Below are 25634 nucleotides of genomic sequence, written 5' to 3' on the forward strand. Positions count from 1 at the left end.
CGGTCAGGACTGCACGGTCATGCGCTCCGGCACCGATCCGCTCAACCAAGCCGAAGCGATCTTCCGCGCCACCGCGCGATAGAGCATGTTCTCGACACCACTCTCCAGCGAAATCGTCTCCGCCGTCTTGTTCAACAACACCGTCTGCTCCGCGCCACCCGCATCTGTATACGCGTAACGTACAAACTGGTTGTCTTCGTTGACCTTCCGGATTTCCGCATACAAAGCCATCATTCCCCCAAGTGATTTCGACCGCCGGCTCGTTACTCGCCGTCTGCTCAGTGTGCCACGTCGAATTCCGCCAACCATTCATTGGTCACCAGGTCCAGGTGGACCATCACCCCCAGGTTGGTCAGCCGCAAGGTGTTTTCAACTCCACCCCAACGGATTTCAGGAAACTTGCCAGCTATCCGGGCAGTGGGCTCGCCGATAGCCGCAATCAGCGTGGAACTCATCCGGGTGAACGCGTCGTCGATACCCGCCCAGCCCTCCGCGTCGTCGGGGAAGAGCGTGGTCACCGCAACCTCGATGCGCTCTGCGTCCCCAGCCCGGCCGATCACGTCACAGGTACCGGAACCCAGCCCGGCATCGAACCGAACCCAGTCTGGCGATCTGATCATCGGATCCCGCCAACGGAATACGTCCAGCATGACGAGGTAGTCCATCCGCCATGGCCATCGCAACGTATACAGTTTGTTCGCCAACTCGATGATGTCCTCATCACCCATCACGCGCTGCTCGCGGGGCGTATCCAAGTCGGACACGCTCGGTTCCCCGTAAGCGATGCCGAGGAGCGGCAATTCGACCATGCGATTGCCGTCCCGCTCGTTCCACGCCCGGTAGATCAGCCGTCGCGGTTCCGGTATCCCGAACCCGTCGCGCAGCCCGGTCGCGATCCTGGCCGCGAGGCGCTCGTAGTCACCCGAGCCGGCCGGCCACGGTAGTTCGACAGATCATGGACGGAAAGATTGACCAGGTTGCGGTGCATCTCTCGGACGTTGCCGCGACGCCGTCACGGCAATATCTAGCGGGGGCATTTGCTGATGCTGCCGTATCCCTTGATGTGCTCTTGGGTCGCCCCCTTCTTCGAGCAACCGAGCCTGATTCGAAAGTTTTCTGGCATGCGCCACAATTCATCGGGGTACTGCTGCTACTAGACATCGGGCTCGTTGCTTCGGTGTTTAGGTGGGACAGCTGGGGAGTGATCGATGAACTTCGTGCGCGAGGTCTACAGATCGAACGATGATCTGGCGGGTGACGACCCAGGGGTATGGGAGCGCGGCCGAAGATTTCCGGGCAACCCCGAGTCTGTATTCCGTCTCAGCTGGACGTTTACGAAACTATTTGTAGCGCAACGATACTGGCACGATACCGCCGTGTTCAGTGGTCACTTGGGAGAGAGGAAGGCGTACAGCATGAAGAACACGAGTACTGCGCACAGTGCCCAGACGAAGTAGGCCCAGAGCATGCCGCGGGCCTTCTGCGGGACAGGCCCGATCGTGCCGATGAACATGTTGATTATTGGGGTGCGGTAGAAGACGGGGGTGCGGTAACCGTCGGCCACGGGCACGACGGCTTCCGCTTCTCCGATCGTGGGGGTTCCGCTGCTGCCCAGAAATCCGCTGAAGGGCCACCATTTCGGGAAAGGACCGGTTTCGATCTTGATGTGATGCCGACCAGGTCCGACCGGTATATGCGTTGTCCCCCAACCGGTCTCTGGTACCAGCTGTCCATTCACGTGAATCATGGGTCGTGTCAGGATCTGTACCCCCAGCCTCGGCTTACAGGAGGTGTTGACGGCTATCCCGGTCGGACCTGCCTCTGGCACGAACGCATTGGGGTCAGGCATCGGCGGCGGTGTGTACCCGGCGGGCATGGGGTCGGCGTTGATGAACTGTTGCCACGCGGACTGAGGTGGATTGCCCTGCGGCGTAGGCGGAGCCGGGGGTGGCAGGTATCGAGGATCGGTCTGTGAGCCCGTATGCGAGGGGCCCTCCGAGGGAAAGTGTCCGCGGGGTGGTTGGCTCACCGTCGGCGGTTGTTGGCCAACGTGGGGTGGTGGAAACCCGTGCTGCGGTGGGCCGCTCGGCCTTGGCGGGTATTCGCCGGGACCGTTCGTCCATTGCTGTTGTCCCCCGAACGGATTGCTCATGACTTCACCTCGCTGATACTTGGCAAAGTTGTGTGGAAGCTCGCCGACGATCTCGCATGTGCCGACCGAAGCATGCTCACGACCTCGCCTGGATCTCAATGTGGATAGGGCCGATAAGCTTGCGCACTACGCTGGCGCCTCCTCTTTCGGCTCGAGTAGTTTCAGGATCACACCGCCGATCTGCTGCACATACGGCATCAGATCCGCCAGAGCTTTGCGGAGTTTGATCAGTAGCGCGGTGATTTTGACCCCGTCGCGGCCGATGCGCTGCAGTACAGCGGCTGCAACGTACGGACCGGCTGCGCCGGCGCTCAGCACGAGTTCGAGTGTGTAGGCGACCAGGGCGCCCGCGAGGCTTGCGCAGATATCGCCGATCAAACCACGGATCGCGCCGACGATCTCTTTCGCTTTCGAGAGAAGCTCCGACATGCTCGCAGCGACACCGCCTGCGGCATTGATGTGGTCGGTCATCTCGGTGGCACGCCGACGATAGGCATCTGCAGCGGCACCGGTCCAGTCCGCGGTCTCCGTCTGCAGTGCTTTCTGCCAATCACCAGTCAATCCCGTCAAGGCTTTTGAGATTTCGCCCCAGGAGTCGGCGTATGCCTCGACCATGTCTGGGTTACCGGCCAAGCCGTCGAGCACCTTGCGGTAGGGCTCGATGTGCTCGAACATCCAGCCCGCGATCTGGCCACCGACGTAGCCGAAGGGATCGGTGAACACTTCGTGGGCGTCCAGGCCGAGTTTTACACCACCCAAGGCGGCATCGAGTGTCTTGGCGCCCTTGAGGTCCGAGTACGCCTGCCACGCGTCACCGGCAGTCGTACCCTTCAGGATCTCCAGAACGCCGTTCTCGTCCTTCGATAACCCAACATTGTGGTAGGGGAACAGCGTCTCCTGGAAGTACTCGTCGCGGAAGTCGCTGTTGCCGACGATGAGTGGGTTGTTTTCCGGTTTGGGCGCGTCGTTCAGGCCGACGGTGAGCACATTCTCGTTGATGTACTTGCCGATTTGTGTGCTCATCAGCGCCCTTGCCGCGTGCGGTCGATAGCGTTGCGTAGCTCATCGAGTGCGCGTGCCCACGTCTTGTCCCACTCGTCGAATTTGTCGGAGACGGTGCCGAGTTTGCCGGGAAGCTCAGCGGTCTCGCCAGCGGCTTTGGCGATAGCTTCGACCGCGCCGCGGTTGTTGTCCTCCAGCAGTGAATTGACCAGGGAGCGGATCATCCACCCGTAGCCGTCATCGGCATTCCCGAGGTAATCAGCGGCTTCTACGGCGTCTGTCAGGGTGCCCAGGTATCCCTGGACGGTGGATGCGTGCGTGCGTAGTTGGTCGGTGACGACCTGAAGCTGCTCGTTTCCCATTGCTACTCCATCCAACGCTTGTTGCGGTAGTACTCGTCCTCGTCGGCGGGGTCCATAGCTGCTGCAGGTTCTGGCTCGGGTTCGGATGTGGCAGGGAAAGAGTCGTGATCAGGAAAGCGCTCGGCGTACCGCGACAAGACGCTGGCACCGATCGCGTCCGCGCCGACCATGTCGTGTACCAGTTCAGTCACCACGTGGCGCAGCTTCGCCTGAGCTCGACCCAACGTCGCCATCAGCTCCGTCGAGACTGCCGATGGATCCATACCCTTTGTGGCAGAGGACAGCTGGATATCGGTAGGGACGCCGTTGCTGTCGACGGTCACGCTGATGCGGTTACCGTCGGATGTCTCGGTCACCCTGGTTGCATCCATCCTGCTTTGCAGACTTCGAAACCGCTGCGCCTTGCGTTCCAGATCTTCGGACCATTGGGCGAGGCCGCTGATGGCGTTGTCCAGAGCGTCGGGCATCCATCCCCCTTCGTACATAACAGTTTTCGCGTGCAGTCATCGAGCACCGTATCCAAGGCGGCGTACGTCGATCGCGGGTTCGGTGGTGCGCACCGCATCCGGATTCGATCTGATACTCACTCTGACGCAGGGCGGCGGCGATCGGTTCCATCGAGTTTCAGGTTCCCGGCCGCGTCCTCGGCGACCGGTGCTGAGACCACGGCGGCGGGCGTTCGCACCCCCCCGGTGTGCGAGCGGGGCGAATCGGGTATAGGCATTTAGACTGGTTAACCAGACGGACCGGGATGCACAGGGTGTTGTGCGATGGGATCGGGTTGTCGGTGGCGTGCCCGAGGACGAAGCGAGGAGGTGGGGCCATGTCGAGCACCGAGGACAGGCGCTTCGAGGTCCTGCGCGCGATCGTCGCGGACTATGTGGCGACGAAGGAGCCGATCGGGTCGAAGAGCCTGGTGGAGCGGCACAATCTGGGCGTTTCCAGTGCGACGGTGCGCAACGATATGGCGGTGCTGGAGGCGGAGGGCTACATCACGCAACCGCACACCAGCTCGGGCCGGATCCCGACGGACAAGGGCTATCGGCAGTTCGTGGACCGGATCGCGGAGGTGAAGCCGCTTTCGGGGGCGGAGCGCCGGGCGATCATGGAGTTCCTGGAGTCGGGCGTCGATCTGGACGATGTGCTGCGCCGCGGGGTGCGGCTGCTGGCACAGCTGACCAGGCAGGTCGCGGTGGTGCAGTATCCGTCGGTGTCGGTGTCGACGGTGCGGCACATCGAGGTGGTCGCGTTGAATCCGGCGCGGCTGTTGCTCGTGGTGATCACCGATACGGGGCGGGTCGATCAGCGTCTGGTGGAGTTGGGCGCGCTGATCGATGACGAGGATTTGGCGGCGTTGCGCGGCATGCTCGGTGGGGCGATGGACGGCAAGCGGCTGGCCGCGGCGTCGGCCGCGGTGGCGGAGCTGCCCGAGGGGGCGCCGCCGCGCCTGCGGGACGTGCTGATCCGGGTGTCGACGGTGCTGGTGGAGACGCTGGTGGAGCATCCCGAAGAGCGTCTGGTGCTCGGCGGCACGGCGAACCTGACCCGCAACGCGGCGGACTTCGGGTTCCCGGGTTCGCTGCGTGACGTGCTCGAGGCGCTCGAGGAGCAGGTCATCGTGCTCAAACTGCTCGCGGCCGCGCAGCAGCCCGGCACCGTGACCGTGCGGATCGGCGAGGAGACGCAGGTCGAGCAGATGCGCGGTACCTCGGTGGTGTCGACCGGCTACGGCACGGCGAGCACCATCCTGGGCGGCATGGGTGTGCTCGGTCCCACGCGGATGGACTACCCGGGCACCATCGCTTCGGTCGCGGCCGTGGCCCGCTATATCGGCGAGGTCCTCGCCGAACGCTGACGGCTCCGATGCCGCTGCTACCCTCGAACCTCCGGCCGGATAAAGTTGAGTGCATCCGACTAATGCTGGGCATGCGGTTGGAACGGTGAAGGCACCGTCGGGCACTGTCGAGAACGACCAAGGACTAGAGAACTCAAGTGGCACGGGACTACTACGGACTGCTCGGCGTCGCGAAGAACGCGACCGACCAGGAGATCAAGCGCGCCTATCGCAAGCTGGCTCGCGAGCTCCACCCCGACGTCAACCCCGACGAGGTGGCGCAGGCCAGGTTCAAGGAAGTGTCGGCCGCCTACGAGGTGCTGTCGGATCCGGAGAAGCGGCGCGTCGTCGACATGGGCGGCGACCCGCTGGAATCCGGTGGTGGCGGCGCGGGCTTCTCGGGCGCCGGTTTCGGCGGGCTCGGCGACGTGTTCGAGGCGTTCTTCGGTGGCATGAGCGGCGCCTCGGGTGGCACCCGCAAGCCGCGCGGGCGGGTGCAGCCGGGCGCGGATTCGCTGCTGCGGACCCGGTTGAGCCTGGCCGAGTGCGCGGTGGGCGTGACCAAGCACCTGACCGTCGACACCGCGATCCTCTGCGACGTGTGTACCGGCGCGGGCACCCACGGCAAGTCGAAGCCGGTGCGCTGCGAAACCTGCGGTGGCGCAGGCGAGGTGCAGTCCGTGCAGCGCTCGTTCCTGGGGCAGGTGCTCACCTCGCGCCCGTGCCCGACCTGCCGTGGCGCCGGCGAGACCATTCCTGATCCGTGCCACAAGTGCGGCGGCGACGGCAGGGTGCGCGCGCGGCGGGAGATCGCGGCGCCGATCCCCGCGGGTGTCGCGAACGGTATGCGGGTGCGCTTGGCCGCGCAGGGCGAGGTCGGTCCCGGCGGCGGGCACGCGGGCGACCTGTACGTGGAGATCGTCGAGCAGCCGCACGATGTGTTCGTCCGTGACGGTGACGACCTGCACTGCACGATCCGCGTGCCGATGGTCGACGCCACGCTGGGCACCACCGTGGTGATCGACACCATCCTCGACGGCCCGACCGAACTCACCATCGCGCCCGGCACTCAGCCCGGCGAGGTCTCGGTGCTGCGCGGCCACGGCATGCCGCGGCTGCGTTCCGGTGCGCGCGGCGACCTGCTCGCGCACCTGGACATCGTCATCCCGAGCAAGCTGGACAGCAAGCAGACCGACCTGCTGCGCAAGTACAAGGGCACCCGCCCGAACGAACGCGCCGAGGTCATGTCGACGCAGTCCGAGCACAACAGCGGGTTGTTCGCCCGGCTGCGGGCTTCGTTCAGCGGGCGCTGATTGGCTGCGACGGTCTTCTACCTCGACGAGGTGCCCGAGCCGGGCGCCCTCGCCGTGCTCGACGGCCCGGAGGGCAGGCACGCCGCGACGGTGCGCCGCATCCGGGTCGGCGAGCCGATCACGCTGTCGGACGGGCGCGGTGTGCTCGCCGAATCGGAAGTGGTTGCGGCCCAACGTGACCGGCTGGAACTGCGGGTGCTGAACCGTGCGCTGGCGGCGCCGGTGACGCCGCGGGTGACGGTGGTGCAGGCGTTGCCGAAGTCCGATCGGTCGGAACTGGCGGTCGAATTGATGACCGAGGCCGGTGCCGACGCGATCGTGCCGTGGCAGGCCGCGCGCTGCATCGCGAACTGGGAAGGCAAGGCGGGCAAGGCTGTCGAGAAGTGGCGGGCCGCCGCGCGCTCGGCCGCGCGACAGTCCCGCCGCGCCTACATCCCCGAGGTCGCCGATCTGCATCGCACCCGCGATGTGCTCGAGCTGATCCGGAAGGCCAAGGCGGACGGCGCGATCGTCGCGGCGCTGCACGAATCGGGCACCGCCCGTTTCACCGCGCTGCCGTTCGACGGTGTCCCCGAAGTGGTGCTGATCGTCGGGCCCGAAGGCGGTCTCGACGAGGTCGAACTCACCGCCTGCACCGCGGCGGGTGCGGATATCGTGCTGCTCGGCCCCACGGTGCTGCGTACGTCGACCGCCGCTGCGGTTGCGCTCGGCGCGCTCGGCGCGTTGACCCCTCGCTGGGACGCGAGCTAGGGAGATGTCATGCGGCCGGTTCGGCTTCGGCCGGCCGTGCGGGCACTCGCGCCGAACTGTGGATCGCCAAGGCGCCCACCAGGATCAACGCGATGAGCAGCAGCACGGCGACGCCCACGGTGAGACCGGCCCAGCCGTAGTGGGTGTAGGCGACCCCGCCCGCGCCGCCGACGACGGCGCTGCCCACGTAGAACGAGAACAGGTACAGCGACGACGCGGCACCGCGATTACCCGATGCCATGGCGCCCACCCAGGCGCTGGCGACAGTGTGCGCCCCGAAAAATCCTGCGGTGCACAGGGACATCCCGAGAATGAGCACAATGAGGTTGTCCGGAATGGTCAGCGCCAATCCGAGTCCCATGAGCATCACCGTGCCCGCGAGCACGCGGTGCCGGCCGACGCGATCGGCGAGCCGCCCGGCGACGGTCGCGACCGCGGTGCCCGCCAGATAGAGCAGAAACACCAAACCCGCTACCGCGTCGGGCAATTCGAAGGGCGGCTGGGTCAGCCGATAGCCGAGGAAGTTGTAGAGCGAGACGAAGGTGCCGACGAGCACCAGGGCCAGCCCGAACAGCGCGAGTAGTCCGCGGTGGCGCAGCTGGACGGCGAGATCGCCCAGCACCGTGCGGATTCCGGCCGGTCGGGCGACGAAACCGCGGGAGGGCGGCAGACTGCGGACGAACCACACGGTGCACAGCGCTGCCGCGACCGAGATGGTGGCCTCGGCCCAGCGCCACGAACCCAGGCCCAGTGTGAACGCCGGAATCACCCGACCGGCCAGCCCGCCCATGCTGGTGCCCGCGATATAGACGCCCATCGCCGCACCGAGCCCCGCGGCACCGATCTCCTCGGCCAGGTAGGCCATCGCCACGGCAGGCACCCCGGCCAGGGTCAGGCCTTGCAGCGCCCGCCCGGTCAGCAGCACCTCCAGCGACGGACTGAACGGCAGCAGCAGCCCGATCACCGCCGAGGTCACCGCGGAGACGGTCATCACCCTGGTGCGGCCGATCCGGGAGGACAGCGCGCTCACCGGGATGATGGCCAGCGCGAGCATCCCGGTGGTGAGCGAAACCGCAAGCGCCGCATGGGCGGGCGTGGCGTCGAACGCCTCGGAGAGGCTGGGCAGCAGGGCCTGCGCGCTGTACATGGTCGCGAAGGTGGCCAGCCCCGCCGCGAACAGCGCGGCGGCGATCCGGCGTTCATGCGTGGTGCGGCCCCCGGCGGCGGGCCGGGTCTTCGTCAGGGTCATGGGTTTCAGGATCGCCCCTCGACCTTTCCGAAGGGAAATGAATAATAATGATGGGGTTCATGCGCTCAGTGCATATAGCGAGGGCTCTTTGTGCAGGTAGCGGTCCTGCGACGGGATGTGACACTCGTCACCCGGGAAAGGTGTGGCAGATGCTGGGCGAGGATCTGGAGTGGTTCATCACGCTCGCCGAACTGGAACGGGTCGGGGCGGCGGCCGAACGCCTGCACCTCACACAACCGACCCTGTCTCGCATGCTCGGCCGGCTGGAACGCCGGCTCGGCGTCGAACTCTTCGATCGCCGGGGCAAACGCATCGTGCTCAACGAGTTCGGCCGCATCTATTACGAGCAGGCCCGGCGCGCGCAATCCGAACTCGACACCGCGGCCAAGTCCATCGCCGATTTGAACAGTCCCGCCAATGGTGTTGTGCGCCTGTCTTTTCTGCATTCCTTCGGCGGCTGGCTGGTGCCGCAACTGGTCGGCGAATTCCGGCGCGGCTCGGCCCGCATCACTTTCGCGCTGCGACAGGGCCCTGCGGAAATGGTGAACGACGATGTCCTCAGCGGGACTTCGGATCTCGGCATCGTCTCGCCCCGCCCGACCATGTCCGGCATCGGCTGGCGCGGGCTGCTGCGTCAGCGGCTCGCGCTGGCCGTGCCCGCCGACCACCGGCTCGTCGGCCGCAGGCAGGTGCGCCTCGACGAGGTCTCGGACGAGGACTTCATCACCATGCATCCCGGTTTCGGCATGCGCCGCATCGTCGATCAGTTGAGCGCCGCCGCCGACCTGCGTCCGCGGATCTCGTTCGAGGCCAGCGACCTGGTCACCGTCGCGGGTCTGGTCGCCGCAGGTCTCGGGGTCGGGGTGCTGCCCGAGGAGGACCCGGGTCCGGCGACCTCGCCGCGGGTGGCCGGTGCGAAGGCGGACGCGCGCCTGGCCGGGCCGGTGCTGATCCCGCTCGCGGACGCCGGCGCGACCAGGGAGGTCGGGTTGGTGTGGTCGGCCGCGACACCGGCCTCGGGGGCGGCGCGACGGTTTCGTGATTTCACCGAGGATTGGGCGCAGCGGCGGCGGGGAATCCCGTGATCACCTGGTCCTTCCGTTAGCGGCTTATTCACTGGGCGGTGTCGGTGGGGCGCGTTAAACTTTCTTCAACACAGCAGCACGTCGAGACCGGAAAGCAGGCTATAGCCACTTTTGAGAACACAAGGCGAGATCGGCGACCCGACAACCTCCGCAGCCGGAATCGGTGCCGAAGACAGCGGCTCGGGGCCCGCAGCACGTACCGTGCGTTCCAGTATCGAACTCGCTCCCGAATCCGTGTTCCCGTTCCTCGGTTCGGCCGACCAGAATCTGCGTGAACTCGAAGAGTTGCTCGACGCGGACATCCATGTCCGTGGCAATTCCGTCACCCTGACCGGCAAAGCGGCCGATGTCGCGCTCGCCGAGCGAGTGATCGAACAGCTCGTCGCGCTCACGGGTCGGAACCGAGTGGTGACCCCGGAGGCGGTGCGACACACCGTTTCGATGCTCACGGAAGGCTCTTCGGAGTCCCCGGCCGAGGTGCTCAGCTTGGACATCCTGTCCCGGCGCGGCAAGACCGTCCGGCCCAAGACCCTGAACCAGAAGCGCTACGTCGACGCGATCGACGCCAACACCATCGTGTTCGGCATCGGTCCGGCCGGTACCGGCAAGACGTATCTGGCGATGGCCAAGGCCGTGCAGGCGCTGCAGACCAAGCAGGTCACCCGGATCATCCTCACCCGCCCCGCGGTGGAAGCGGGGGAGCGGCTCGGCTTCCTGCCGGGCACGCTGAACGAGAAGATCGATCCGTACCTGCGCCCGCTCTACGACGCGCTGCACGACATGATGGATCCCGAGGCCATTCCGAAGCTGATGGCGGCCGGGGTGATCGAGGTCGCGCCGCTGGCGTACATGCGTGGTCGCACGTTGAACGACTCGTTCATCGTGCTCGACGAGGCGCAGAACACCACGGCCGAGCAGATGAAGATGTTCCTCACCCGGCTCGGGTTCGGCTCGAAGATCGTGGTGACCGGTGACGTCAGCCAGGTCGACCTGCCCACCGGCGCCCGCTCCGGGCTGCGGGCGGCCAGCGAGATCCTGACCGATATCGAGGATATCCACTTCGCGCAACTCACCAGCAGCGACGTGGTCCGGCACCGGCTGGTCGCGGATATCGTCGATGCCTACGACCGGGCCGAGGCGGAGGCCAGGCCGCAGGTCGGCCCGCACTATCCGGGCAACCGGGCACAGCGCAGAGCGGCGAGTCGAGGCGATCGGCGCTGATATGCGCCGCATGTCGGTCGTTCGGTCGACACCCGACGGCATCGGGTGTCGACCTGCGGCATTAGGCTGACCGGGTGAGCATCGAGATCGCCAACGAGTCGGGTATCGACGTACCCGAAGAAGATCTGGTCAGTGTCGCGCGCTTCGTGATCACCCGGATGGACGTGCACCCGGCCGCGGAACTGTCCATGGTGCTCGTCGATCTCGACACCATGGCCGACCTGCACATGCGCTGGATGGACCTGCCCGGTCCCACCGACGTGATGTCCTTCCCGATGGACGAGCTCGAGCCGGGCGGGCGCCCGGACAGCCCCGAGCCCGGTCCGTCCATGCTCGGCGACATCGTGCTGTGCCCCGAGTTCGCGGCGGGCCAGGCCCGCAAGGCCGGACACTCGCTGGACCACGAACTCGCATTGCTCACGGTGCACGGCGTACTCCATCTGCTCGGCTATGACCACGCCGAGCCGGAAGAGGAGAAGGAAATGTTCGCCCTGCAGGCCCGGCTGCTCGAGGAGTGGTACGAGAGCCTGCGTGAAGCGCAGCGGCGTGCCGAACTCGCCGCCCGGGACGCCAGGTTGCTGGGGAAGGCGGGCTTCACCACACCGGGTGACGCACTGGGACCCGCGTGAATTCGCTGACCCTGATCCTGCTCGCCGTCCTGCTCGTCCCGGTGGGCGGCGTGTTCGCGGGCGTCGATTCGGCATTGAATACCATCTCGCCGGCGCGGGTCGACGATATGGTGCGGGCGGATCGGCCCGGCGCGGTGCGGCTCAGCCGGATCGTCGCCGACCGCGCCCGCTACGTGAATCTCATGGTGCTGCTGCGCATTCTGTGCGAAATCGGCGCCACCGTGCTGCTCGCCGCCGGGCTGCTCGTCGTCTGGGCCGACGACTGGGCGCTGCTCGTCACCGCGATCGTCATGGTGCTGGTGTCGTACGTGGTGATCGGGGTGGGCCCGCGTACCCTCGGCCGCCAGCACGCCTATTCGATCGCGTTGGCCGCGGCGCTGCCGCTGCAGTTCATCGGCGCGTTGCTCGGCCCGCTCAGCCGGCTGCTCATCCTGCTCGGTAACGCGATCACCCCCGGTAAGGGATTCCGCAACGGCCCCTTCGCCTCCGAGATCGAACTGCGCGAAGTGGTCGAGATGGCCGGCGAGCGCGGTGTGGTGGCCGACGACGAACGCCGAATGATCCAGTCGGTCTTCGAGCTCGGCGACACCGCGGCCCGCGCGGTGATGGTGCCGCGCACCGAGATGGTCTGGATCGAGGCGGACAAGACTGCGGCGCAGGCGATGTCGCTCGCGGTGCGCTCGGGCCACTCCCGGATCCCGGTGATCGGCGAGAACGTCGATGACATTCTCGGCGTCGTCTACTTGAAAGACCTTGTGCCGTACGCGGAACGGGGCCGCAAGGTGCTGGTGCGCGAGGTGATGCGGCCCGCGGTGTTCATGCCGGACTCCAAGCCGCTGGACAGCCTGCTCGACGAAATGCAGCGCAGGCGTAACCATATGGCGCTGCTGGTGGACGAATACGGCGGCATCGCCGGTTTGGTGACGATCGAGGACGTGCTCGAGGAGATCGTCGGCGAGATCGCCGACGAATACGACACCGACGAGACGCCGCCCATCGAAGACCTGGGGGACGGCCGCTATCGCGTGTCCGCGCGGCTGCCCGTCGAGGACCTCGGCGAGCTGTACGGGCTCGATATCGAGGACGAGGACGTCGACACCGTCGGCGGCTTGCTGGCACACGAGCTGGGCCGCGTGCCGTTGCCCGGCTCCGAGGTCGTGGTGCACGGATTGGTGCTGCGCGGCGAGGGCGGCGCCGACACCCGCGGGCGGGTGCGGGTGCACACCGTGGTGGTGCGCAAGGCGACGGACAAATCGCAGAACGCGGACGGCGACGAGAAGTCGAACGGCAAACGCAAGGGCAACGGATCGGATCGGGACACCCCGGCCGGTCGACATGAGGACGGAGATTCCGAATGACCGAACTGGATCCCGAGGACAACAAGCTGCTCGTCCTGGCGCGCGGTGCGATGGGACGCACCGGCGGCGCCAGCGGCGCGGCGATCCGGGACACCGACGGCCGCACCTACGCGGCGGGCGAGGTGGGCCTGGCCGCGTTGCGCCTGACCGCGCTCCAGGCCGCGGTGGCGGCCGCGATCTCCAGCGGCGCAGAGGGTTTCGAGGCGGCCGTGGTGGTCAGCGGGCGGCTGTCCGACTACGGCGTCACCGCGGTGCGTGAGGTGTCGCCGGACGCCAAGATCATCTTCACCGACCGGGACGGCGCCGTCTTCGAGATCGTCGACGACGCGGAACTCGCGGTCGACGGCCAGCCCGCCGGCGAGGTGCGCGGTGGCTGACGCCAAGGGCGCGGGCGAATTCCGTTCCGGATTCGTGTGTTTCGTCGGCAGGCCGAATACCGGCAAGTCGACCCTGACCAATGCGCTGGTCGGGCAGAAGATCGCGATCACCTCGTCGCGCCCGCAGACCACCCGGCACACCATTCGCGGCATCGTGCACCGGGAGCACACGCAACTGATCCTGGTCGACACGCCGGGCTTGCACCGGCCCCGCACCCTGCTCGGTCAGCGGTTGAACGACCTTGTGCGCGATACGTATTCGGAAGTCGACGTGATCGCGCTCTGTGTGCCCGCGGACGAGAAGATCGGCCCGGGCGACCGCTGGATCGTGCAGCAGATCAAGCAGATGGCACCGAAGACGACCGTGCTCGGCGTCGTCACCAAGATCGACAAGGTGAGCCGGGACCAGATCGCCGAGCAACTGCTCGCGCTCTCGCAGCTGCTCGGCCCGGACGCCGATGTGGTGCCCGTGTCGGCGGTGAAGAACGAGCAGATAGAGGTGCTCGTCGACGTCATCGCCGCGAAAATGCCGGAGGGGCCGGCGTTCTACCCCGACGGTGAGCTCACCGACGAGCCGGAGGAAACCCTGATGGCCGAGCTCATCCGCGAGGCGGCGCTCGAGGGCGTCCGCGACGAGCTGCCGCACTCGCTCGCCGTGGTGATCGAGGAGGTCCTGCCGTACGAGGAGCGCGAGGACATGCTCGACGTGCACGCGATCCTCTATGTCGAACGCCCCAGCCAGAAGTCGATCATCATCGGTAAGGGCGGGGCTCGGCTCAAGGAAGTCGGCACCAACGCGCGCAAGCAGATCGAGCACATCCTCGGCACCCGGATCTATCTCAACCTGCATGTCAAGGTCGCCAAGGACTGGCAGCGCGACCCGAAACAGCTGGGCCGGCTGGGATTCTAGGCCTGATCAGCCGTTGGCGATCGCCTGTAACTGGGACAGATCGCCGTTGAATCGGTTCTTGTCCAGCGGGGTCGAGGTGTACTGCCAGAAGCTGTACACCCGCCAATTGAACGGCAGGGCGCCCACGGTCGAGTTGTAGCGGGCAACCCACAGCGGGCTGTCCGCGCTGAAATCGCCTGCGGTGCCGACACAAAGGCTCCACCAACTGGTGGAGGTGTAGATCACCGGCCAGCGTCCGGTGCTGCCGTGATAGCGGTTGCTGAAGTCGTGGATCCAGGACGCCATGGCGCTCTGCGACTTGCTGTAGCACTGGTTGTTCTTGTCGTACGGGTTGTATTCGAGGTCGAGCGCGCCCGGCAGCGTCTTGCCGTCGCGCGACCAGCCGCCGCCGTGCGCGATGAAGTAGTCCGCCTGGCTCGCTCCGCTCGAGCTGCTCGGGATGGCGAAATGGTATGCGCCGCGGATCAAACCCTGCTTGTACGATCCGTTGTACTGGGAGGCGAAGTACGGGTTGGTGACGTTGGTGGATTCGCTCGCCTTGATATAAGCGAAGCGAATCCCGTTGTCCCAATAGCTCTTCCAGTCCACGTCGCCTTGGTAGCGGGACACGTCGATGCCCTCCACCGATCCGGCGGACAGGGAACGCTCCTGGCTGGGATCCCCGGCGCCCGCGCCTTCGTGCACCACGATCTGCGAGCCCAGCGTGTGGTCGTCGCCCTGTTCGGTGGGCGCCGGGTCCGCGGTGGCCGGGACGGTCACGAGCAGGGTGGCCAAACCCGCGAACAAGGCTGCCGACAGTGTGCGTCTTCTGTTGAGATTCACCGATATCCCCTCTGTAGTTCACCGATTCGACATGGAGGTGGCGCGGCCTCGCCCGAATATGTTTGCGGTGGGCCGCAATCGCGGAGGCGGTCGTGACGCTAAGCCGGGCCGATAGAGAGCCACTGGAACGAATCTGGGGCGGAGCGAAATTTCTCCGAATTGCCCGTAATCGGTGAATTGTCGTGCGCGGGGCCCGGTTTCGGATATCGGCGACTCCGCGAAATGTACCGTCGCGTGAAAGGTATTTAAGGCGCGGTTAACACGCTATTGGTCGAATCGGTCGGCTCCGGCAATGCGCGCGGTGTCAGGTACTCGGCATGAGGATCCGTGATGTGGCTCTCGTCTGTCTGACCTTTCCCGCCGCGCTGCTCCTGACCTCCGGCTACGCGGCCGCGACCCCGACCCCGGAGTACCCGCTCGACCCCGCCGCCGAAGCCGCCTCCAAGGTGTACCCGGGCGAACCTGTCCCGCAGTCACGTTCGATGGCCACGGCGTTCGTCGGCGTGCCCAGCGACTACGTGTACAACACGAAGCTGAAACCCGTCGCCCGGCACGACTACTGCACCTCCGCCCCCGACAGCTACTTCGCCGCCGACTTCCGCGGTCCCTGCGCCCGCCACGACATGTGCTACGACCGCGCCGACGCCGCAGGCACCGACTACACCGCCTGCAACTCCGCCCTGCGCACCGACATGATCACCAACTGCAGCTACGCCTACGGCACCTCCGGCACCGCCCTGCAAACCTGCAAAGCCACCGCCGAAATCTACTGGGCCGCAGTAACCGTCACTCACCTGGACTGAGTGCGACGCATCGAGCCGATGCTCCGGCGGCCGTCCGCCATGGCCCGGGACGGTGGCGTCCCAGTGCAATTCTGATTCCAGTTGTGTGGCAACAGAAATCAGGAGGGGCTCGGTGTCGGCGGTGCCCATCAGTTGTGCGCCGACGGGGAGGCCCGCGCCAGTGAAGCGGCGGAGACGTTCACGCTCGGCCAGCCGAGGACGTTCCACGGCCAGGTGTAGGGGCGCGGATACCTGCCATGGAACGCGGCAGGGGGATGCGGATGGAGCCCGCGCCGTCGGAACCCAGTGCGGCGGGCACCAATCCGGCCGCGACGGCGGCCGCCGAACCACCAGGGAACCGCCGGGCGTGCGATCGACGGCCCACGGGTTGTGGGTGTGGCTGAAGGCGGCGGCGCTGGTGAACGGCAGTTGGCCGAGTCCGCAGGTGTCGGTCTTGCCGACGATCACCGCACCCGCCGCGCGCAGCCGCCGAACCGATTCGGCGTCTTCGGTTTTCGGCGGAAAAGTGCCGCCGCGACCGAAAACGGTAGGCTCGCCTGCGATATCGGTGTCGTTCCTCGCCGCGACCGGCACACCCAGCAGCGGCAGTCGCTCATCTGCCGCGAGCCGGGCGTCGGCCGTGGCGGCCTCGGCCGGCGCTCGGGTGTCGTAACCTGCCCGCTCTAGACATACATACAGTATGTATGTAAAGGTGTTGGCACCGCGACTCGATGGAGGAAGACGATGGCAACCACCACACTCGGCCGGACGCACGAGGTCGATCTGCCCGGCGGCCGCATCCGGTACCACGAGACGGGGGAGGGGCCACCCGTCGTGTTCGTGCACGGCCTGCTCGTCAACGCGGATCTGTGGCGCAACGTGGTGCCGGGCATCGCCGCGGCCGGCTACCGCTGCCTGGCCCCCGATTGGCCGCTCGGCGCGCACTCGATTCCGGTGCCCGACGCGGATCTGACGCCCACCGGGGTGGCCGACCTCATCGCCGCCTTCCTGGAACGGCTCGACCTGACCGACGTCACGATCGTCGCCAACGACACCGGCGGGGCGATCACCCAGGTGCTGATGACCCGGCATCCAGCTCGGATCGGACGGGTGGTGCTGGCCGCGGTCGACAGCTACGAGGGCTTCCTACCCGCGCCGTTCACCGCGCTGGGCTGGCTGGGGTGGGTGCCGGGTTCGCTGCGGCCGCTGCTGGAGGCGCTGCGGATCCGGGCACTGCATCGCACGCCGCTGGCCTTCGGCCTGGTGGTCAAGCGGCTGCCGCCGCGGGAGATCGTCGATTCGTACGTGCTGCCGAGCCGCCGGTCCGGCGGGGTGCGGCGAGACCTCCGGCGATTCCTGAAGACCGCGCGCCGGAAGTACACGCTGGAAGCCGCGAAACATTTCGCGGGCGTCGAGGTTCCGGTGCTGCTGGTGTGGGCGCGCGAGGACCGGGTCTTTCCGCTCTCGTTCGCCGAACGCCTGGCCCGCGATCTGCCGCACGCGACGCTGCAGGTGGTCGACGACTCCTACACGCTCCTGCCGGAGGACCAGCCCGAGTTGCTCACCGCAGCGATCCTGGAGTTCACTCGGCTGCATGCCACGCCGTAGCCAGGAGGATCGCTCCCGCACCACCAGGGCCGCGCTCGAACAGGCCGGACGTCGCCTGTTCACCGAGCGCGGCTTCGCGGCGACCTCGGCGGAAGAGCTCGTCACCGAGGCCGGAGTCACCCGCGGTGCGCTGCATCACCACTACGGCGACAAACGCGGTCTGTTCCTTGCGGTGCTGGAGCAGATCGAGATCGAGAGCACCGCGGAGATCGAATCCGCTATCGGCGCAGTCGATTCCGGCGATGTGATGGCCGCGATGGCGGTCGGCCTCGGTCTTTTCCTGGAGATCTGCCAACGCCCGCCGATGCTGCGGATCGCGCTCACCGACGCACCCGCGGTGCTGGGCTGGCAGGCCTGGCGCGAATTCGAGAGCAGGCACGGCCTCGGCCTGATCACCACGCAGTTGGAGCGCGCCCGTGCCGCCGGGTTGATCGCGGACGCGCCCGTGCAGGTGCTGAGCCAACTCGTGCTCAGCGCGCTGAGCGAGGCGGCGTTGATCGTCGCGCACGCGGAAGACCCGGACACCGCCCGCATCGAAGCGCAGCAGTCGGTGCTGCTGCTGATCTCCGGTCTGCTGCGGAATTGACGAATCGGCCGAGCGCAACGCGCTATCGCTGAGCTACTCCACGAACTGCAGCTCGACCTGCGGCAACTCCGCCATCACCCGGGCGCAGACGGCGCGATGCCAGGTGGCGGGGTAGCGGGTGCCCGGCTCGTGCCTGCAGTAGTCGTCGTTGGTCCGGTAGGTGTGCAGGCGCGGCGAGATCTCGCCCGCCCCGATGGCGTCGACCATCGCGTCGACGACCTGCTCGGTCTCGTCGGCGATTTCGGCGAGCTCACGCGCCACCGTGTCCGGGATCTGGAACGCGCCCTTCTCCCAGCGCTCCACGGTGCGCTCGGCCACGGCGAAGAGCCGGGCGCACCATGGCACCGGCAGGCCGAGTAATTCTCGAGTGGCCCGGAAACCAGCGGCGGTTCCGGTGCCAAGTAGGTCGTCCAACTGTGAAAACCCCTCCCCAACAGTGCGGTAGAGGAAAAGAATAGGTCAGCGCAACGAGCGGCAATGGCGGATTCGCCGGGACTGGTCGATCAACCCCTACTGGCGCCGGACCGGTATAGGGGTGCGCGCCTGCCGAGGGCTGTCGGGTGTTCATGGGAGGATGAGGCGTGCGTTTGTATCGGGATGTGGCGGTGGTGGTACGCCAGCACAAGCTGGGCGAGGCGGACCGCATCGTCACGTTGCTGACGCGCCAGCACGGTTTGGTGCGTGCCGTGGCCAAGGGGGTGCGCCGGACCAAATCGAAGTTCGGGGCCAGGCTGGAGCCGTTCGCCTACATCGACGTGCAGTTGCATCCCGGCCGCACGCTGGACGTGGTGACCCAGGTCCACACCGTGGAGGCGTTCGCCGCCGACATCATCGACGACTACGGGCGCTACACCACGGCCTGCGCGGTGCTGGAGACCGCGGAACGGCTGGCCGGCGAGGAGCGCGCGCCCGCGCCGCGGCTGCACGCGCTCACCGCGAGCGCGCTGCGCGCCATCGCGGCCAAACAGCGACCGCACGAGCTGATCCTGGACGCGTACCTGTTGCGCGCCATGGGTTTCGCGGGCTGGGCGCCCGCGCTGGACGAGTGCGCCAAATGCGCGACCCCCGGCCCGCATCGAGCCTTCCACGTCGCGGCCGGCGGCGCGGTGTGCGTGCACTGCCGTCCGCCCGGCGCGGCGACCCCGGCGCAGGGTGTGCTCGACCTGCTGGTGGCGTTGCTGCGCGGGGAGTGGGAGTACGTCGAGGCGGTGCCCGAGGGCGTGCGCAGGCAGGCCAGCGGCTTGGTCGCCGCGCATCTGCAATGGCATCTCGAGCGGCAGTTGCGCACGTTGCCGCTGATCGAGCGGTCCAGGGCGGTGGGTTCGCCCGCCTGATCAGGGGCCTGGACGGAGACCGGCACAGGGTCTCCACAACCATCAGGCAGGATAGGGTCCGTGATCCTGCGCCGAGACTCCTCCACCGCGACCCGGCCGAACCCCGCGGGGTCGGTCGCGACCAGTACCGTTCGCCCGCCCTCGCAGCATCCCTCGGGGGCGCGTCCGCCTGCTATTCCGGCTGAGCTGGTACCGAACCACGTCGCGCTGGTGATGGACGGCAACGGTCGCTGGGCCCAGGAGCGCGGGCTGCCGCGCACCGCGGGGCACGAGCGCGGCGAGGCGGTGCTGATGGACACCGTCGAGGGTTGTATCGAAATGGGCGTGAAGTGGCTTTCGGCCTATGCCTTCTCCACCGAGAACTGGCGGCGCAGTCCCGACGAGGTGCGCTTTCTGATGGGCTTCAACCGGGACGTGATCCGGCGTCGGCGGGACGAGATGAACGAGATGGGCGTGCGGGTGCGCTGGGCGGGCCGGCGGCCCCGGCTGTGGCGCAGCGTGATCAACGAGCTCGAGATCGCCGAAGAGATGACCAAGCACAACACGGTGATGACCCTCACGATGTGCGTCAACTACGGTGGTCGCGCCGAAATCGCCGACGCGGCAAGGGAAATCGCCCGCCGGGTGGCGGCGGGGGAGATCGATCCGGAGAAGGTCACCGAGGCGACGGTGGCGCGGTTCCTGGACGAACCGGACATGCCCGACGTCGACCTGTTCCTGCGCCCCTCCGGGGAGTTCCGCAGTTCGAACTTCCTCATCTGGCAGTCCGCTTACGCCGAATTCGTCTATCAGGACACCCTTTTCCCCGATTTCGACCGGCGCAACCTGTGGGCCGCCTGCCTCGAGTACGCTTCGCGTGATCGGCGCTTCGGCGGCACCAAGTGAACGGCGGCACAGGCATGGAATCATCGGTGACTCCGGAACAGGAACTGCAGGCGCGCGCGGGCGCCTCCCTGTCGTACTACGACATCGACGTGCGCGTCGATCCCGAGGGCTCGATCGGTTTCGAATATGAGGGCGCGCTGTGCTCGTTACGGGCGGTCAACCTGGCGCCCGGCCTCGATGTGCTGACCTTGACCTGCGTGCTGGCCTGGGATCGGCCGCTGAACGCGCAGCTGCACAAGCGGGTCGCCGAGCGCAACAATGCGCTGCAGTTCGGTTCGCTCACCGTGATCGGTCACGACAAGCTCGCCGACGTCATCCTGCGCTACACCTTCCCGGCCGCGGGCCTGGAAGATCAGGCTCTCGCCACCATGCTGGTACTCGTGCTCTCCGGCGCGGGCAAGGCCCGCCAGGGTCTGGTGCCCTGAGTTCGTGCCCGGTCCGTCCGGTATGTGAGCAATCGGCGCACCCATGACAACTGTCATGCGCGACACGTGACAGTCATGTGGGGCTGTGCGCGGCTCGGTGCGCGAGTGTTGAGTCATGACATCAGCACTGACGACCGGGGCCGTCCGCCCGACGGCCGGCGGTTCCACGAAACCGCGCTCGGCCGCGCCCGCGCTCGAACTGCGTGATCTGCGTAAGAGCTTCGCGCTACCCGGCGGCGGCGCGGTGCAGGCCGTGGACGGGCTGGATCTCGTGATCGAACCCGGCGAGATCGTCGCCTTCCTCGGGCCGAACGGGGCGGGTAAGACCACCACCCTCGACATGGTGCTCGGCCTGGCGTCCCCGGACGCGGGCAGCGTCGCGGTGTTCGGCGGAATGCCGGCGGAAGCGCTTGCGGTGGGCCGGATTTCGGCGGTGCTGCAATCCGGGGGATTGCTGCCCGATCTCACCGTCGCCGAGACGGTGCGGCTGGTCGCAACCCTGTACGCGGGCGCGCGACCGGTCGACGAGGTGCTCGCACGGGCGGGCATCACCGAGATCGCGGGCCGGCTGGTCGGCAAATGCTCGGGCGGGCAACGGCAGCGGCTGCGGTTCGCGCTGGCGCTACTGCCGAACCCTGATCTGATCGTGCTCGACGAACCCACCACCGGAATGGATGTCGAAGGGCGCCGGGACTTCTGGAACGCGATGCGGGCGGATTCCGAGCGCGGCCGCACCGTTGTGTTCGCCACCCACTACCTGGACGAGGCCGACGCCTACGCCGATCGGATCGTGCTCGTCCGGGCGGGCAAGGTGGTCGCCGACGGCAGCGCGGCCGAGATCAAGAATCTGGCTTCGGGTCGCGCGGTGCGTGCCACCCTCCCCGGTGCCGTGCCGCCGGATCTGCTCGCGCTGCCCGGTGTCGACGACGTGGAGCAGCGCGGTGACCGAATCGTGGTGCGCACCAGCGATTCCGACGCGGTGGCGCGGTACCTGCTCACCGAGACCGCGGCCGTCGATCTCGAAATCACCTCGCACAACCTCGAATCCGCCTTTCTCGCGCTGACCACCGGAGAGAACTGAGATGACAACTCTTGCCGCCGAGCCGGTTTCCGACCGCCGACCGACCCCGCTGGGCGGGTTCAGCCTCGGCTTCCTGCGGGTGGAACTGCGCCGCATGCTGCGCAACCGGCGCACGATGATCTTCACCCTGCTCATCCCGCCGCTGTTCTTCGTCATCTTCGGCCTGCAATCCGACTTCCGGACGCAGTCCTACGGCTCGGGCAACGTGACCGGCTACGTGATGGTGTCGATGGCCGTGTACGGCGCGATGCTCGCCACCACCAGCGGCGGAGCCATGGTGGCGATCGAACGCGCCCAGGGGTGGAGTCGCCAATTGCGGCTCACACCATTGCGTCCCGTCGCCTACATCGCCACCAAGGTCGCGGTCGCGATGGTGCTCGGGCTGGTGTCGGTGACCGCGGTCTTCGTGGTCGGCGCCGCGCTCGGCGCGCACCTCACCCCGGTCGCCTGGGTGAGCTGTTTCCTGATCGCCTGGCTCACCTCGCTGGTCTTCGCGGCATTCGGGCTGTTCGTCGGCTATCTGCTGCCTTCTGAGAACGTGATGCAGTTGCTCGGCCCGGTGCTCGCCGTGCTGTCCTTCGCAGGCGGGCTGTTCATCCCGCTGCACGGGTGGTTCGACACCGTATCCCGGGTGTTCCCGACCAATGGCGTCGCGACACTGTCTCGAATTCCCTTCGGCGACAGCGGTGCCGGCTCGATCGCGTTGGGCGTGCTGAACGTGGTGGTGTGGGCGGCGCTGTTCATCGGCGGGTCGGCGTTCCTGTTCCGCCGCGACACTGCGCGTTGAGCTGCCCGCGGTCGCCCGTTCGAGGGGTGGGCGACCGCGGCGCAGTCGGCCGCAAGGAAAGGTCGAGATGACACCACCTGACATTCGGCGTGTGCAGTGGGCGGGTGCGGGTTCGGTACCGTCAGTCCTCGTGATCGCCCATCATTTCCGCAGCGCACTTCGCTCCCCGGCGTGGGCCGGAGGCGTGGCATGGGACTGAACACCCGGCTGCGCGCTGTGTGGGCGGTGGGCCTGTCCGGGCTCATCGACCGCGCCCTGGAGGAGCGGTCGTCCTCGGTGAGCGGCAGGCGCCGCGGCTGGTTCGGGGTGTTCCTCGCCGTGGTCTGGCTGGTCTGGCTGGTGCCGCCGATCGTGCGGCGCTGGTCGAGCGGCGAGCAGGGGGACGCAGCGCTGGCGGCGCTGTTCCTGTTCGGCTTCGCCGCGCTCATCGTCGGCTCGTTCCTGATGTTCCGGCGTACCGGTCCGCGCGACCTCATGGCGGATCAGCCGATCGATCAGCGCATATGGGTGGTGCTCGCCCTGCTGGTCGGCTTGCACGTCGCCTTGGTGGCGACCCTCGGCGGGGCCGCCCTGCCGACCGCGCTGTACGTCGCGGTGGTCGCGATCTTCCATCTGCCGCTGCGGGAATCCGGTTACGTGGTGCTCGCGGTGATGGTCGGGCTGCTGCTCGTTCCGGTCGTCGCGCCCCGGTCGCAACTGGCCGACGTGCCGTTCTACCTGGCCTTCATTCCGGTGGGGATCTGGCTGGCCCGTCAGCTGGGCCTGCGCGGGGAGCAATTGGCCGAGCTGAACCGCAGGCAGCGTGCCGAACTCGAACTGGTGGAGGAACGCAACCGGGTGGCCCGCGACGTGCACGACATCCTGGGCCATTCGCTGACCGTGATCACGGTGAAAACCGAACTGGCACAGCGCCTTCTCGATGTCGATCTGGGGCGGGCACGGACCGAGATGGCCGATATCGAGCGGCTCGCGCGCGAGGCGCTGGCCGGCGTGCGCGAGACCGTCGGCGGGTTGCGTGAGGTGTCGCTGCGCGGCGAACTGGCCAATGCGAGAACGGCATTGGCCGCCGCCGACATTGTCGCGGAACTCCCCGACGAGGTGCCCGATCCGGCGCACGGCGAGTTGTTCGGCTGGGTGCTGCGCGAGGCGGTGACCAATGTGATCCGGCACAGCGCCGCCCGGCACTGCACGGTGCGGGTGAGCGCCACCAGCATCGAGGTGGTCGACGACGGCCGCGGCCTCGACGCGGTCACGGGTTCCGGTTCGGGGCTGACCGGCCTGCGTGAACGGGTGCGGGCGGCGGGCGGCACGCTGACCCTCACCACCCCGGAAGGAGGCGGTTTGCGTGTCTGCGCCAGCGTGCCCGGCTGAGGCTGCACCCCGGCCGACGAGAGATTCGAGTGCGGTTCGCCGCGCGCCCGCGCGAAACAGGAAGTGGGAACGATGATCCGGCTGTTACTGGCCGACGACCAGGCGCTGGTTCGCGGCGCACTCGCCGCGCTGCTCGGGCTCGAGTCCGACCTGGAGGTGGTCGGTGAAGTGGGACGCGGCGACGAGGTGCTCGAGGCCATCGGCCGCACGAATCCCGATGTGGTGCTGCTGGATGTGGAGATGCCGGGCCTGGACGGGATCGCCGTCGCCGCGCAGATCCATGCCGCACACCCCGGCGTGCGCATTCTCATGGTGACGACCTTCGGCAGGCCCGGTTACCTGCGTCGCGCGATCGATGCCGGCGCCGATGGCTTCGTCGTGAAGGACACTCCGGCAAGGGAACTCGCCGATGCTGTGCGCCGGGTGCAGCTGGGGCTGCGGGTGGTGGATCCGGCTCTCGCGGCCGAAACGCTCACCGCGGGTACGTCGCCGCTCACCGAACGCGAGCGCGAAGTCCTCGCCGCCGCGGCCGACGGGGCCACCGCGGGGACCATCGCGAAAAAGCTGCATCTGTCCGAAGGCACTGTCCGCAACCATCTTTCGGCTGCCATCGGCAAGACCGGCAGCACCACCCGCGCCGAAGCCGTCCGTGCCGCCGAGCGTCTCGGCTGGCTCTGAGTGAATTGGACGGCTTCGCCGCGGGTGCAGTCGACTATCCCAGCACGACGCAGGCGGGGCCCGCGCCGATACCGGAGCCCGCGACCGTCACCGTGGTGAGGGTGTAGGCCTCGCCCTGCACGTACTCGGCGGCCCAGATCTTGTGCTCGCCCTTCTTGGCCGGCGTCCACACGGTGCTGGCCTTGCCCGACGCGTCCGCGACCGGACCGACCGGCTTGAACGTGGTGTCGGTGCGCGCACCGTCGACCTCGTCGAGGAACACGACCGTGGCGCCCGGCTTCGCGGTGGCGGTGACCGTGTAGGAGCAGCCGGCGCCTAGCGATGCGCCCGAGCTACCGAAGCTCAGCCCGGGCGAGACCTCGATCCGGGACACCGAGGCGCCCGCGCTGGGTGCGGCGAGCGCGAGCGCGGCGGTCACCGCACCGAACGCCGTGACGGCGGCGGCGGTTTTGGTCGAGAAGATCACGACAAATTCTTCCTTCCGACAACGAATTCCCCTGGCTGGGGCACGCCCGACACTTGCACAGGCGCTGGCCGAGATCAATGGGCCGAGCGGCTGATATCTCGGCGCGACGCGTCGCCGCTACCGGTGACCAGCGAACTTCGGAACTATGCTCGCCTGATAGTCCTCTGAGAATCCGGCAAAGCGGACACTTTTTCCGGACTCGCGGCGTTGACACGGGTAGACGGCCGACCTGGCCACCACGAAGGAGTTCGGTATGAGTTTCATCGGGACGCTGCTCGGAATCGTCTTGACGGTGTTCATTCTGCTGATGCTGGCCCGCCTCGTACTGGACTGGATCGGCGTGCTCGGCAACAGCCCGGCGTGGGCGAGCAAGGCGCGCGACGTCACGCACGCGGCGACCGAACCGGTGATCGCTCCGGTGCGCAAGGTGTTGCAGCCGATCCGCGCGGGCGGCTTGTCGATCGACCTGGCCTTCACCGCGGTGTTCATCGTCGCCCTGATTCTGCGCGCGGTCGCGTTCAGCCTCTGATCGGCGTTGCCGCCACCCTGATGCTGGTGTGGCTCAAC

Annotated in this window: 31 protein-coding genes and 1 pseudogene; 21 read left to right on the forward strand and 11 right to left on the reverse strand. The window is 67.4% G+C overall.

Annotated features, from left to right (window positions below):
• Window positions 1-3: 3 nt before the first annotated feature.
• On the reverse strand, window positions 4-234 hold the full coding sequence (locus NBRGI_RS02525; protein WP_029892619.1) for a hypothetical protein: 231 nt from the start codon (window positions 232-234) through the stop codon (window positions 4-6).
• 44 nt (window positions 235-278) lie between these two features.
• Window positions 279-809, reverse strand: a complete 531-nt coding sequence (locus NBRGI_RS02530) for a DUF6301 family protein (RefSeq protein ID WP_051727444.1) — start codon at window positions 807-809, stop codon at window positions 279-281.
• On the opposite strand from NBRGI_RS02530, the gene NBRGI_RS49805 reads away from it, so the two are divergent.
• Window positions 800-1246 carry a DUF6301 family protein gene (locus tag NBRGI_RS49805; RefSeq protein WP_441918994.1) on the forward strand — a complete coding sequence of 149 codons (447 nt, stop codon included), beginning with the start codon at window positions 800-802 and terminating at the stop codon, window positions 1244-1246. The two genes, NBRGI_RS02530 and NBRGI_RS49805, sit on opposite strands and share 10 nt — an antisense overlap.
• A 141-nt stretch (window positions 1247-1387) precedes the next feature.
• Here the strand turns inward: NBRGI_RS49805 and NBRGI_RS02535 are convergent, their stop codons facing one another.
• The 4 genes from NBRGI_RS02535 to NBRGI_RS02550 form a co-directional block, all read right to left on the reverse strand.
• The gene (locus NBRGI_RS02535; protein ID WP_029892621.1) at window positions 1388-1570 is read right to left on the reverse strand and encodes a hypothetical protein; all 183 of its coding nucleotides are present in this window, start codon (window positions 1568-1570) and stop codon (window positions 1388-1390) included.
• Window positions 1571-2278: 708 nt separating this feature from the next.
• On the reverse strand, window positions 2279-3175 hold the full coding sequence (locus tag NBRGI_RS44885; RefSeq protein ID WP_051727445.1) for a hypothetical protein: 897 nt from the start codon (window positions 3173-3175) through the stop codon (window positions 2279-2281).
• Window positions 3175-3516 carry a type VII secretion target gene (locus NBRGI_RS02545; protein WP_029892623.1) on the reverse strand — a complete coding sequence of 114 codons (342 nt, stop codon included), beginning with the start codon at window positions 3514-3516 and terminating at the stop codon, window positions 3175-3177. Before NBRGI_RS02545 ends, NBRGI_RS44885 begins: the two co-directional genes overlap by 1 nt.
• 2 nt (window positions 3517-3518) lie before the next feature.
• On the reverse strand, window positions 3519-3983 hold the full coding sequence (locus tag NBRGI_RS02550) for a YbaB/EbfC family nucleoid-associated protein (protein ID WP_158439753.1): 465 nt from the start codon (window positions 3981-3983) through the stop codon (window positions 3519-3521).
• A gap of 356 nt (window positions 3984-4339) precedes the next feature.
• On the opposite strand from NBRGI_RS02550, the gene hrcA reads away from it, so the two are divergent.
• The 3 genes from hrcA to NBRGI_RS02565 all read left to right on the forward strand — a co-directional run bounded on the left by hrcA (window position 4340) and on the right by NBRGI_RS02565 (window position 7413).
• Window positions 4340-5371, forward strand: a complete 1032-nt coding sequence (gene hrcA, locus NBRGI_RS02555; RefSeq protein WP_029892625.1) for a heat-inducible transcriptional repressor HrcA — start codon at window positions 4340-4342, stop codon at window positions 5369-5371.
• 137 nt (window positions 5372-5508) lie between these two features.
• On the forward strand, window positions 5509-6663 hold the full coding sequence (gene dnaJ / locus NBRGI_RS02560; protein ID WP_029892626.1) for a molecular chaperone DnaJ: 1155 nt from the start codon (window positions 5509-5511) through the stop codon (window positions 6661-6663).
• Entirely contained in the window at window positions 6664-7413 is a 750-nt protein-coding gene (locus NBRGI_RS02565) for a 16S rRNA (uracil(1498)-N(3))-methyltransferase (protein ID WP_029892627.1), read from the forward strand.
• Window positions 7414-7420: 7 nt separating this feature from the next.
• On the opposite strand, the gene NBRGI_RS02570 is transcribed toward NBRGI_RS02565, so the two are convergent.
• On the reverse strand, window positions 7421-8662 hold the full coding sequence (locus NBRGI_RS02570) for an MFS transporter (RefSeq protein ID WP_029892628.1): 1242 nt from the start codon (window positions 8660-8662) through the stop codon (window positions 7421-7423).
• A 149-nt stretch (window positions 8663-8811) separates the two neighbouring features.
• Between NBRGI_RS02570 and NBRGI_RS02575 the strand changes: the two genes are divergently transcribed.
• The 6 genes from NBRGI_RS02575 (at window position 8812) to era (ending at window position 14242) form a co-directional block, all read left to right on the forward strand.
• Window positions 8812-9747: a LysR family transcriptional regulator gene (locus tag NBRGI_RS02575; protein ID WP_029892629.1), complete on the forward strand. Its 936-nt coding sequence runs from the start codon at window positions 8812-8814 to the stop codon at window positions 9745-9747.
• Window positions 9748-9906: 159 nt separating this feature from the next.
• Window positions 9907-10968 (forward strand): PhoH family protein, encoded by a 1062-nt coding sequence (locus tag NBRGI_RS02580; RefSeq protein ID WP_029892630.1) that lies wholly within the window; start codon window positions 9907-9909, stop codon window positions 10966-10968.
• 74 nt (window positions 10969-11042) lie between these two features.
• A complete protein-coding gene (ybeY, locus tag NBRGI_RS02585) occupies window positions 11043-11597 on the forward strand; it encodes an rRNA maturation RNase YbeY (RefSeq protein WP_014982750.1) in 555 nt (184 codons plus the stop codon).
• A complete protein-coding gene (locus tag NBRGI_RS02590) occupies window positions 11594-12955 on the forward strand; it encodes a hemolysin family protein (protein ID WP_029892631.1) in 1362 nt (453 codons plus the stop codon). The genes ybeY and NBRGI_RS02590 overlap by 4 nt, the downstream gene beginning before the upstream one ends.
• Window positions 12952-13332 carry a hypothetical protein gene (locus NBRGI_RS02595; RefSeq protein WP_029892632.1) on the forward strand — a complete coding sequence of 127 codons (381 nt, stop codon included), beginning with the start codon at window positions 12952-12954 and terminating at the stop codon, window positions 13330-13332. Before NBRGI_RS02590 ends, NBRGI_RS02595 begins: the two co-directional genes overlap by 4 nt.
• Window positions 13325-14242, forward strand: coding sequence for a GTPase Era (era, locus tag NBRGI_RS02600; protein WP_029892633.1), 918 nt, complete (start codon window positions 13325-13327; stop codon window positions 14240-14242). The genes NBRGI_RS02595 and era overlap by 8 nt, the downstream gene beginning before the upstream one ends.
• Window positions 14243-14248: 6 nt before the next feature.
• Here the strand turns inward: era and NBRGI_RS02605 are convergent, their stop codons facing one another.
• A complete protein-coding gene (locus NBRGI_RS02605; RefSeq protein WP_235210829.1) occupies window positions 14249-15064 on the reverse strand; it encodes a lysozyme in 816 nt (271 codons plus the stop codon).
• Between the two features lie 317 nt (window positions 15065-15381).
• On the opposite strand from NBRGI_RS02605, the gene NBRGI_RS44890 reads away from it, so the two are divergent.
• Complete coding sequence (locus NBRGI_RS44890; RefSeq protein WP_051727448.1) at window positions 15382-15867, forward strand: phospholipase A2; 486 nt, start codon at window positions 15382-15384, stop codon at window positions 15865-15867.
• Window positions 15868-16117: 250 nt separating this feature from the next.
• Here NBRGI_RS44890 and NBRGI_RS46045 read toward each other — a convergent pair.
• A pseudogene (locus NBRGI_RS46045) lies at window positions 16118-16629 on the reverse strand (amidase family protein); the annotation flags it as partial.
• Between NBRGI_RS46045 and NBRGI_RS47145 the strand changes: the two are divergent.
• Together NBRGI_RS47145 and NBRGI_RS02630 are read left to right on the forward strand one after the other, a co-directional pair.
• The gene (locus NBRGI_RS47145; RefSeq protein WP_029892637.1) at window positions 16591-17454 is read left to right on the forward strand and encodes an alpha/beta fold hydrolase; all 864 of its coding nucleotides are present in this window, start codon (window positions 16591-16593) and stop codon (window positions 17452-17454) included. The pseudogene NBRGI_RS46045 and the gene NBRGI_RS47145 overlap by 39 nt on opposite strands.
• On the forward strand, window positions 17441-18040 hold the full coding sequence (locus tag NBRGI_RS02630) for a TetR/AcrR family transcriptional regulator (protein ID WP_029892638.1): 600 nt from the start codon (window positions 17441-17443) through the stop codon (window positions 18038-18040). The genes NBRGI_RS47145 and NBRGI_RS02630 overlap by 14 nt, the downstream gene beginning before the upstream one ends.
• Before the next feature lie 33 nt (window positions 18041-18073).
• On the opposite strand, the gene NBRGI_RS43325 is transcribed toward NBRGI_RS02630, so the two are convergent.
• Window positions 18074-18454, reverse strand: a complete 381-nt coding sequence (locus NBRGI_RS43325; RefSeq protein ID WP_014982760.1) for an Aca2/YdiL-like domain-containing protein — start codon at window positions 18452-18454, stop codon at window positions 18074-18076.
• Window positions 18455-18621: 167 nt separating this feature from the next.
• Between NBRGI_RS43325 and recO the strand changes: the two genes are divergently transcribed.
• The 7 genes from recO to NBRGI_RS02670 all read left to right on the forward strand — a co-directional run bounded on the left by recO (window position 18622) and on the right by NBRGI_RS02670 (window position 24601).
• Window positions 18622-19374: a DNA repair protein RecO gene (recO, locus tag NBRGI_RS02640; RefSeq protein WP_014982761.1), complete on the forward strand. Its 753-nt coding sequence runs from the start codon at window positions 18622-18624 to the stop codon at window positions 19372-19374.
• Between the two features lie 66 nt (window positions 19375-19440).
• On the forward strand, window positions 19441-20259 hold the full coding sequence (locus NBRGI_RS02645) for an isoprenyl transferase (RefSeq protein WP_370466237.1): 819 nt from the start codon (window positions 19441-19443) through the stop codon (window positions 20257-20259).
• Window positions 20260-20273: 14 nt separating this feature from the next.
• A complete protein-coding gene (locus NBRGI_RS02650) occupies window positions 20274-20684 on the forward strand; it encodes a hypothetical protein (protein WP_029892641.1) in 411 nt (136 codons plus the stop codon).
• A 115-nt stretch (window positions 20685-20799) separates the two neighbouring features.
• Entirely contained in the window at window positions 20800-21765 is a 966-nt protein-coding gene (locus tag NBRGI_RS02655; protein WP_235210831.1) for an ABC transporter ATP-binding protein, read from the forward strand.
• A 1-nt stretch (window position 21766) separates the two neighbouring features.
• Complete coding sequence (locus NBRGI_RS02660) at window positions 21767-22552, forward strand: ABC transporter permease (RefSeq protein WP_029892643.1); 786 nt, start codon at window positions 21767-21769, stop codon at window positions 22550-22552.
• A 189-nt stretch (window positions 22553-22741) separates the two neighbouring features.
• On the forward strand, window positions 22742-23923 hold the full coding sequence (locus NBRGI_RS02665; protein WP_051727449.1) for a sensor histidine kinase: 1182 nt from the start codon (window positions 22742-22744) through the stop codon (window positions 23921-23923).
• 72 nt (window positions 23924-23995) lie between these two features.
• A complete protein-coding gene (locus NBRGI_RS02670) occupies window positions 23996-24601 on the forward strand; it encodes a response regulator transcription factor (protein ID WP_029892645.1) in 606 nt (201 codons plus the stop codon).
• Window positions 24602-24635: 34 nt separating this feature from the next.
• Here the strand turns inward: NBRGI_RS02670 and NBRGI_RS02675 are convergent, their stop codons facing one another.
• Entirely contained in the window at window positions 24636-25067 is a 432-nt protein-coding gene (locus NBRGI_RS02675) for a hypothetical protein (RefSeq protein WP_029892646.1), read from the reverse strand.
• A 253-nt stretch (window positions 25068-25320) separates the two neighbouring features.
• Here NBRGI_RS02675 and NBRGI_RS02680 point away from each other — a divergent pair, with 253 nt between their 5' ends.
• Complete coding sequence (locus NBRGI_RS02680) at window positions 25321-25596, forward strand: YggT family protein (protein WP_029892647.1); 276 nt, start codon at window positions 25321-25323, stop codon at window positions 25594-25596.
• The last annotated feature ends 38 nt before the right edge of the window (window positions 25597-25634 follow it).

The organism is Nocardia brasiliensis IFM 10847, from assembly GCF_000710915.1.
Lineage (GTDB): Bacteria > Actinomycetota > Actinomycetes > Mycobacteriales > Mycobacteriaceae > Nocardia > Nocardia brasiliensis_A.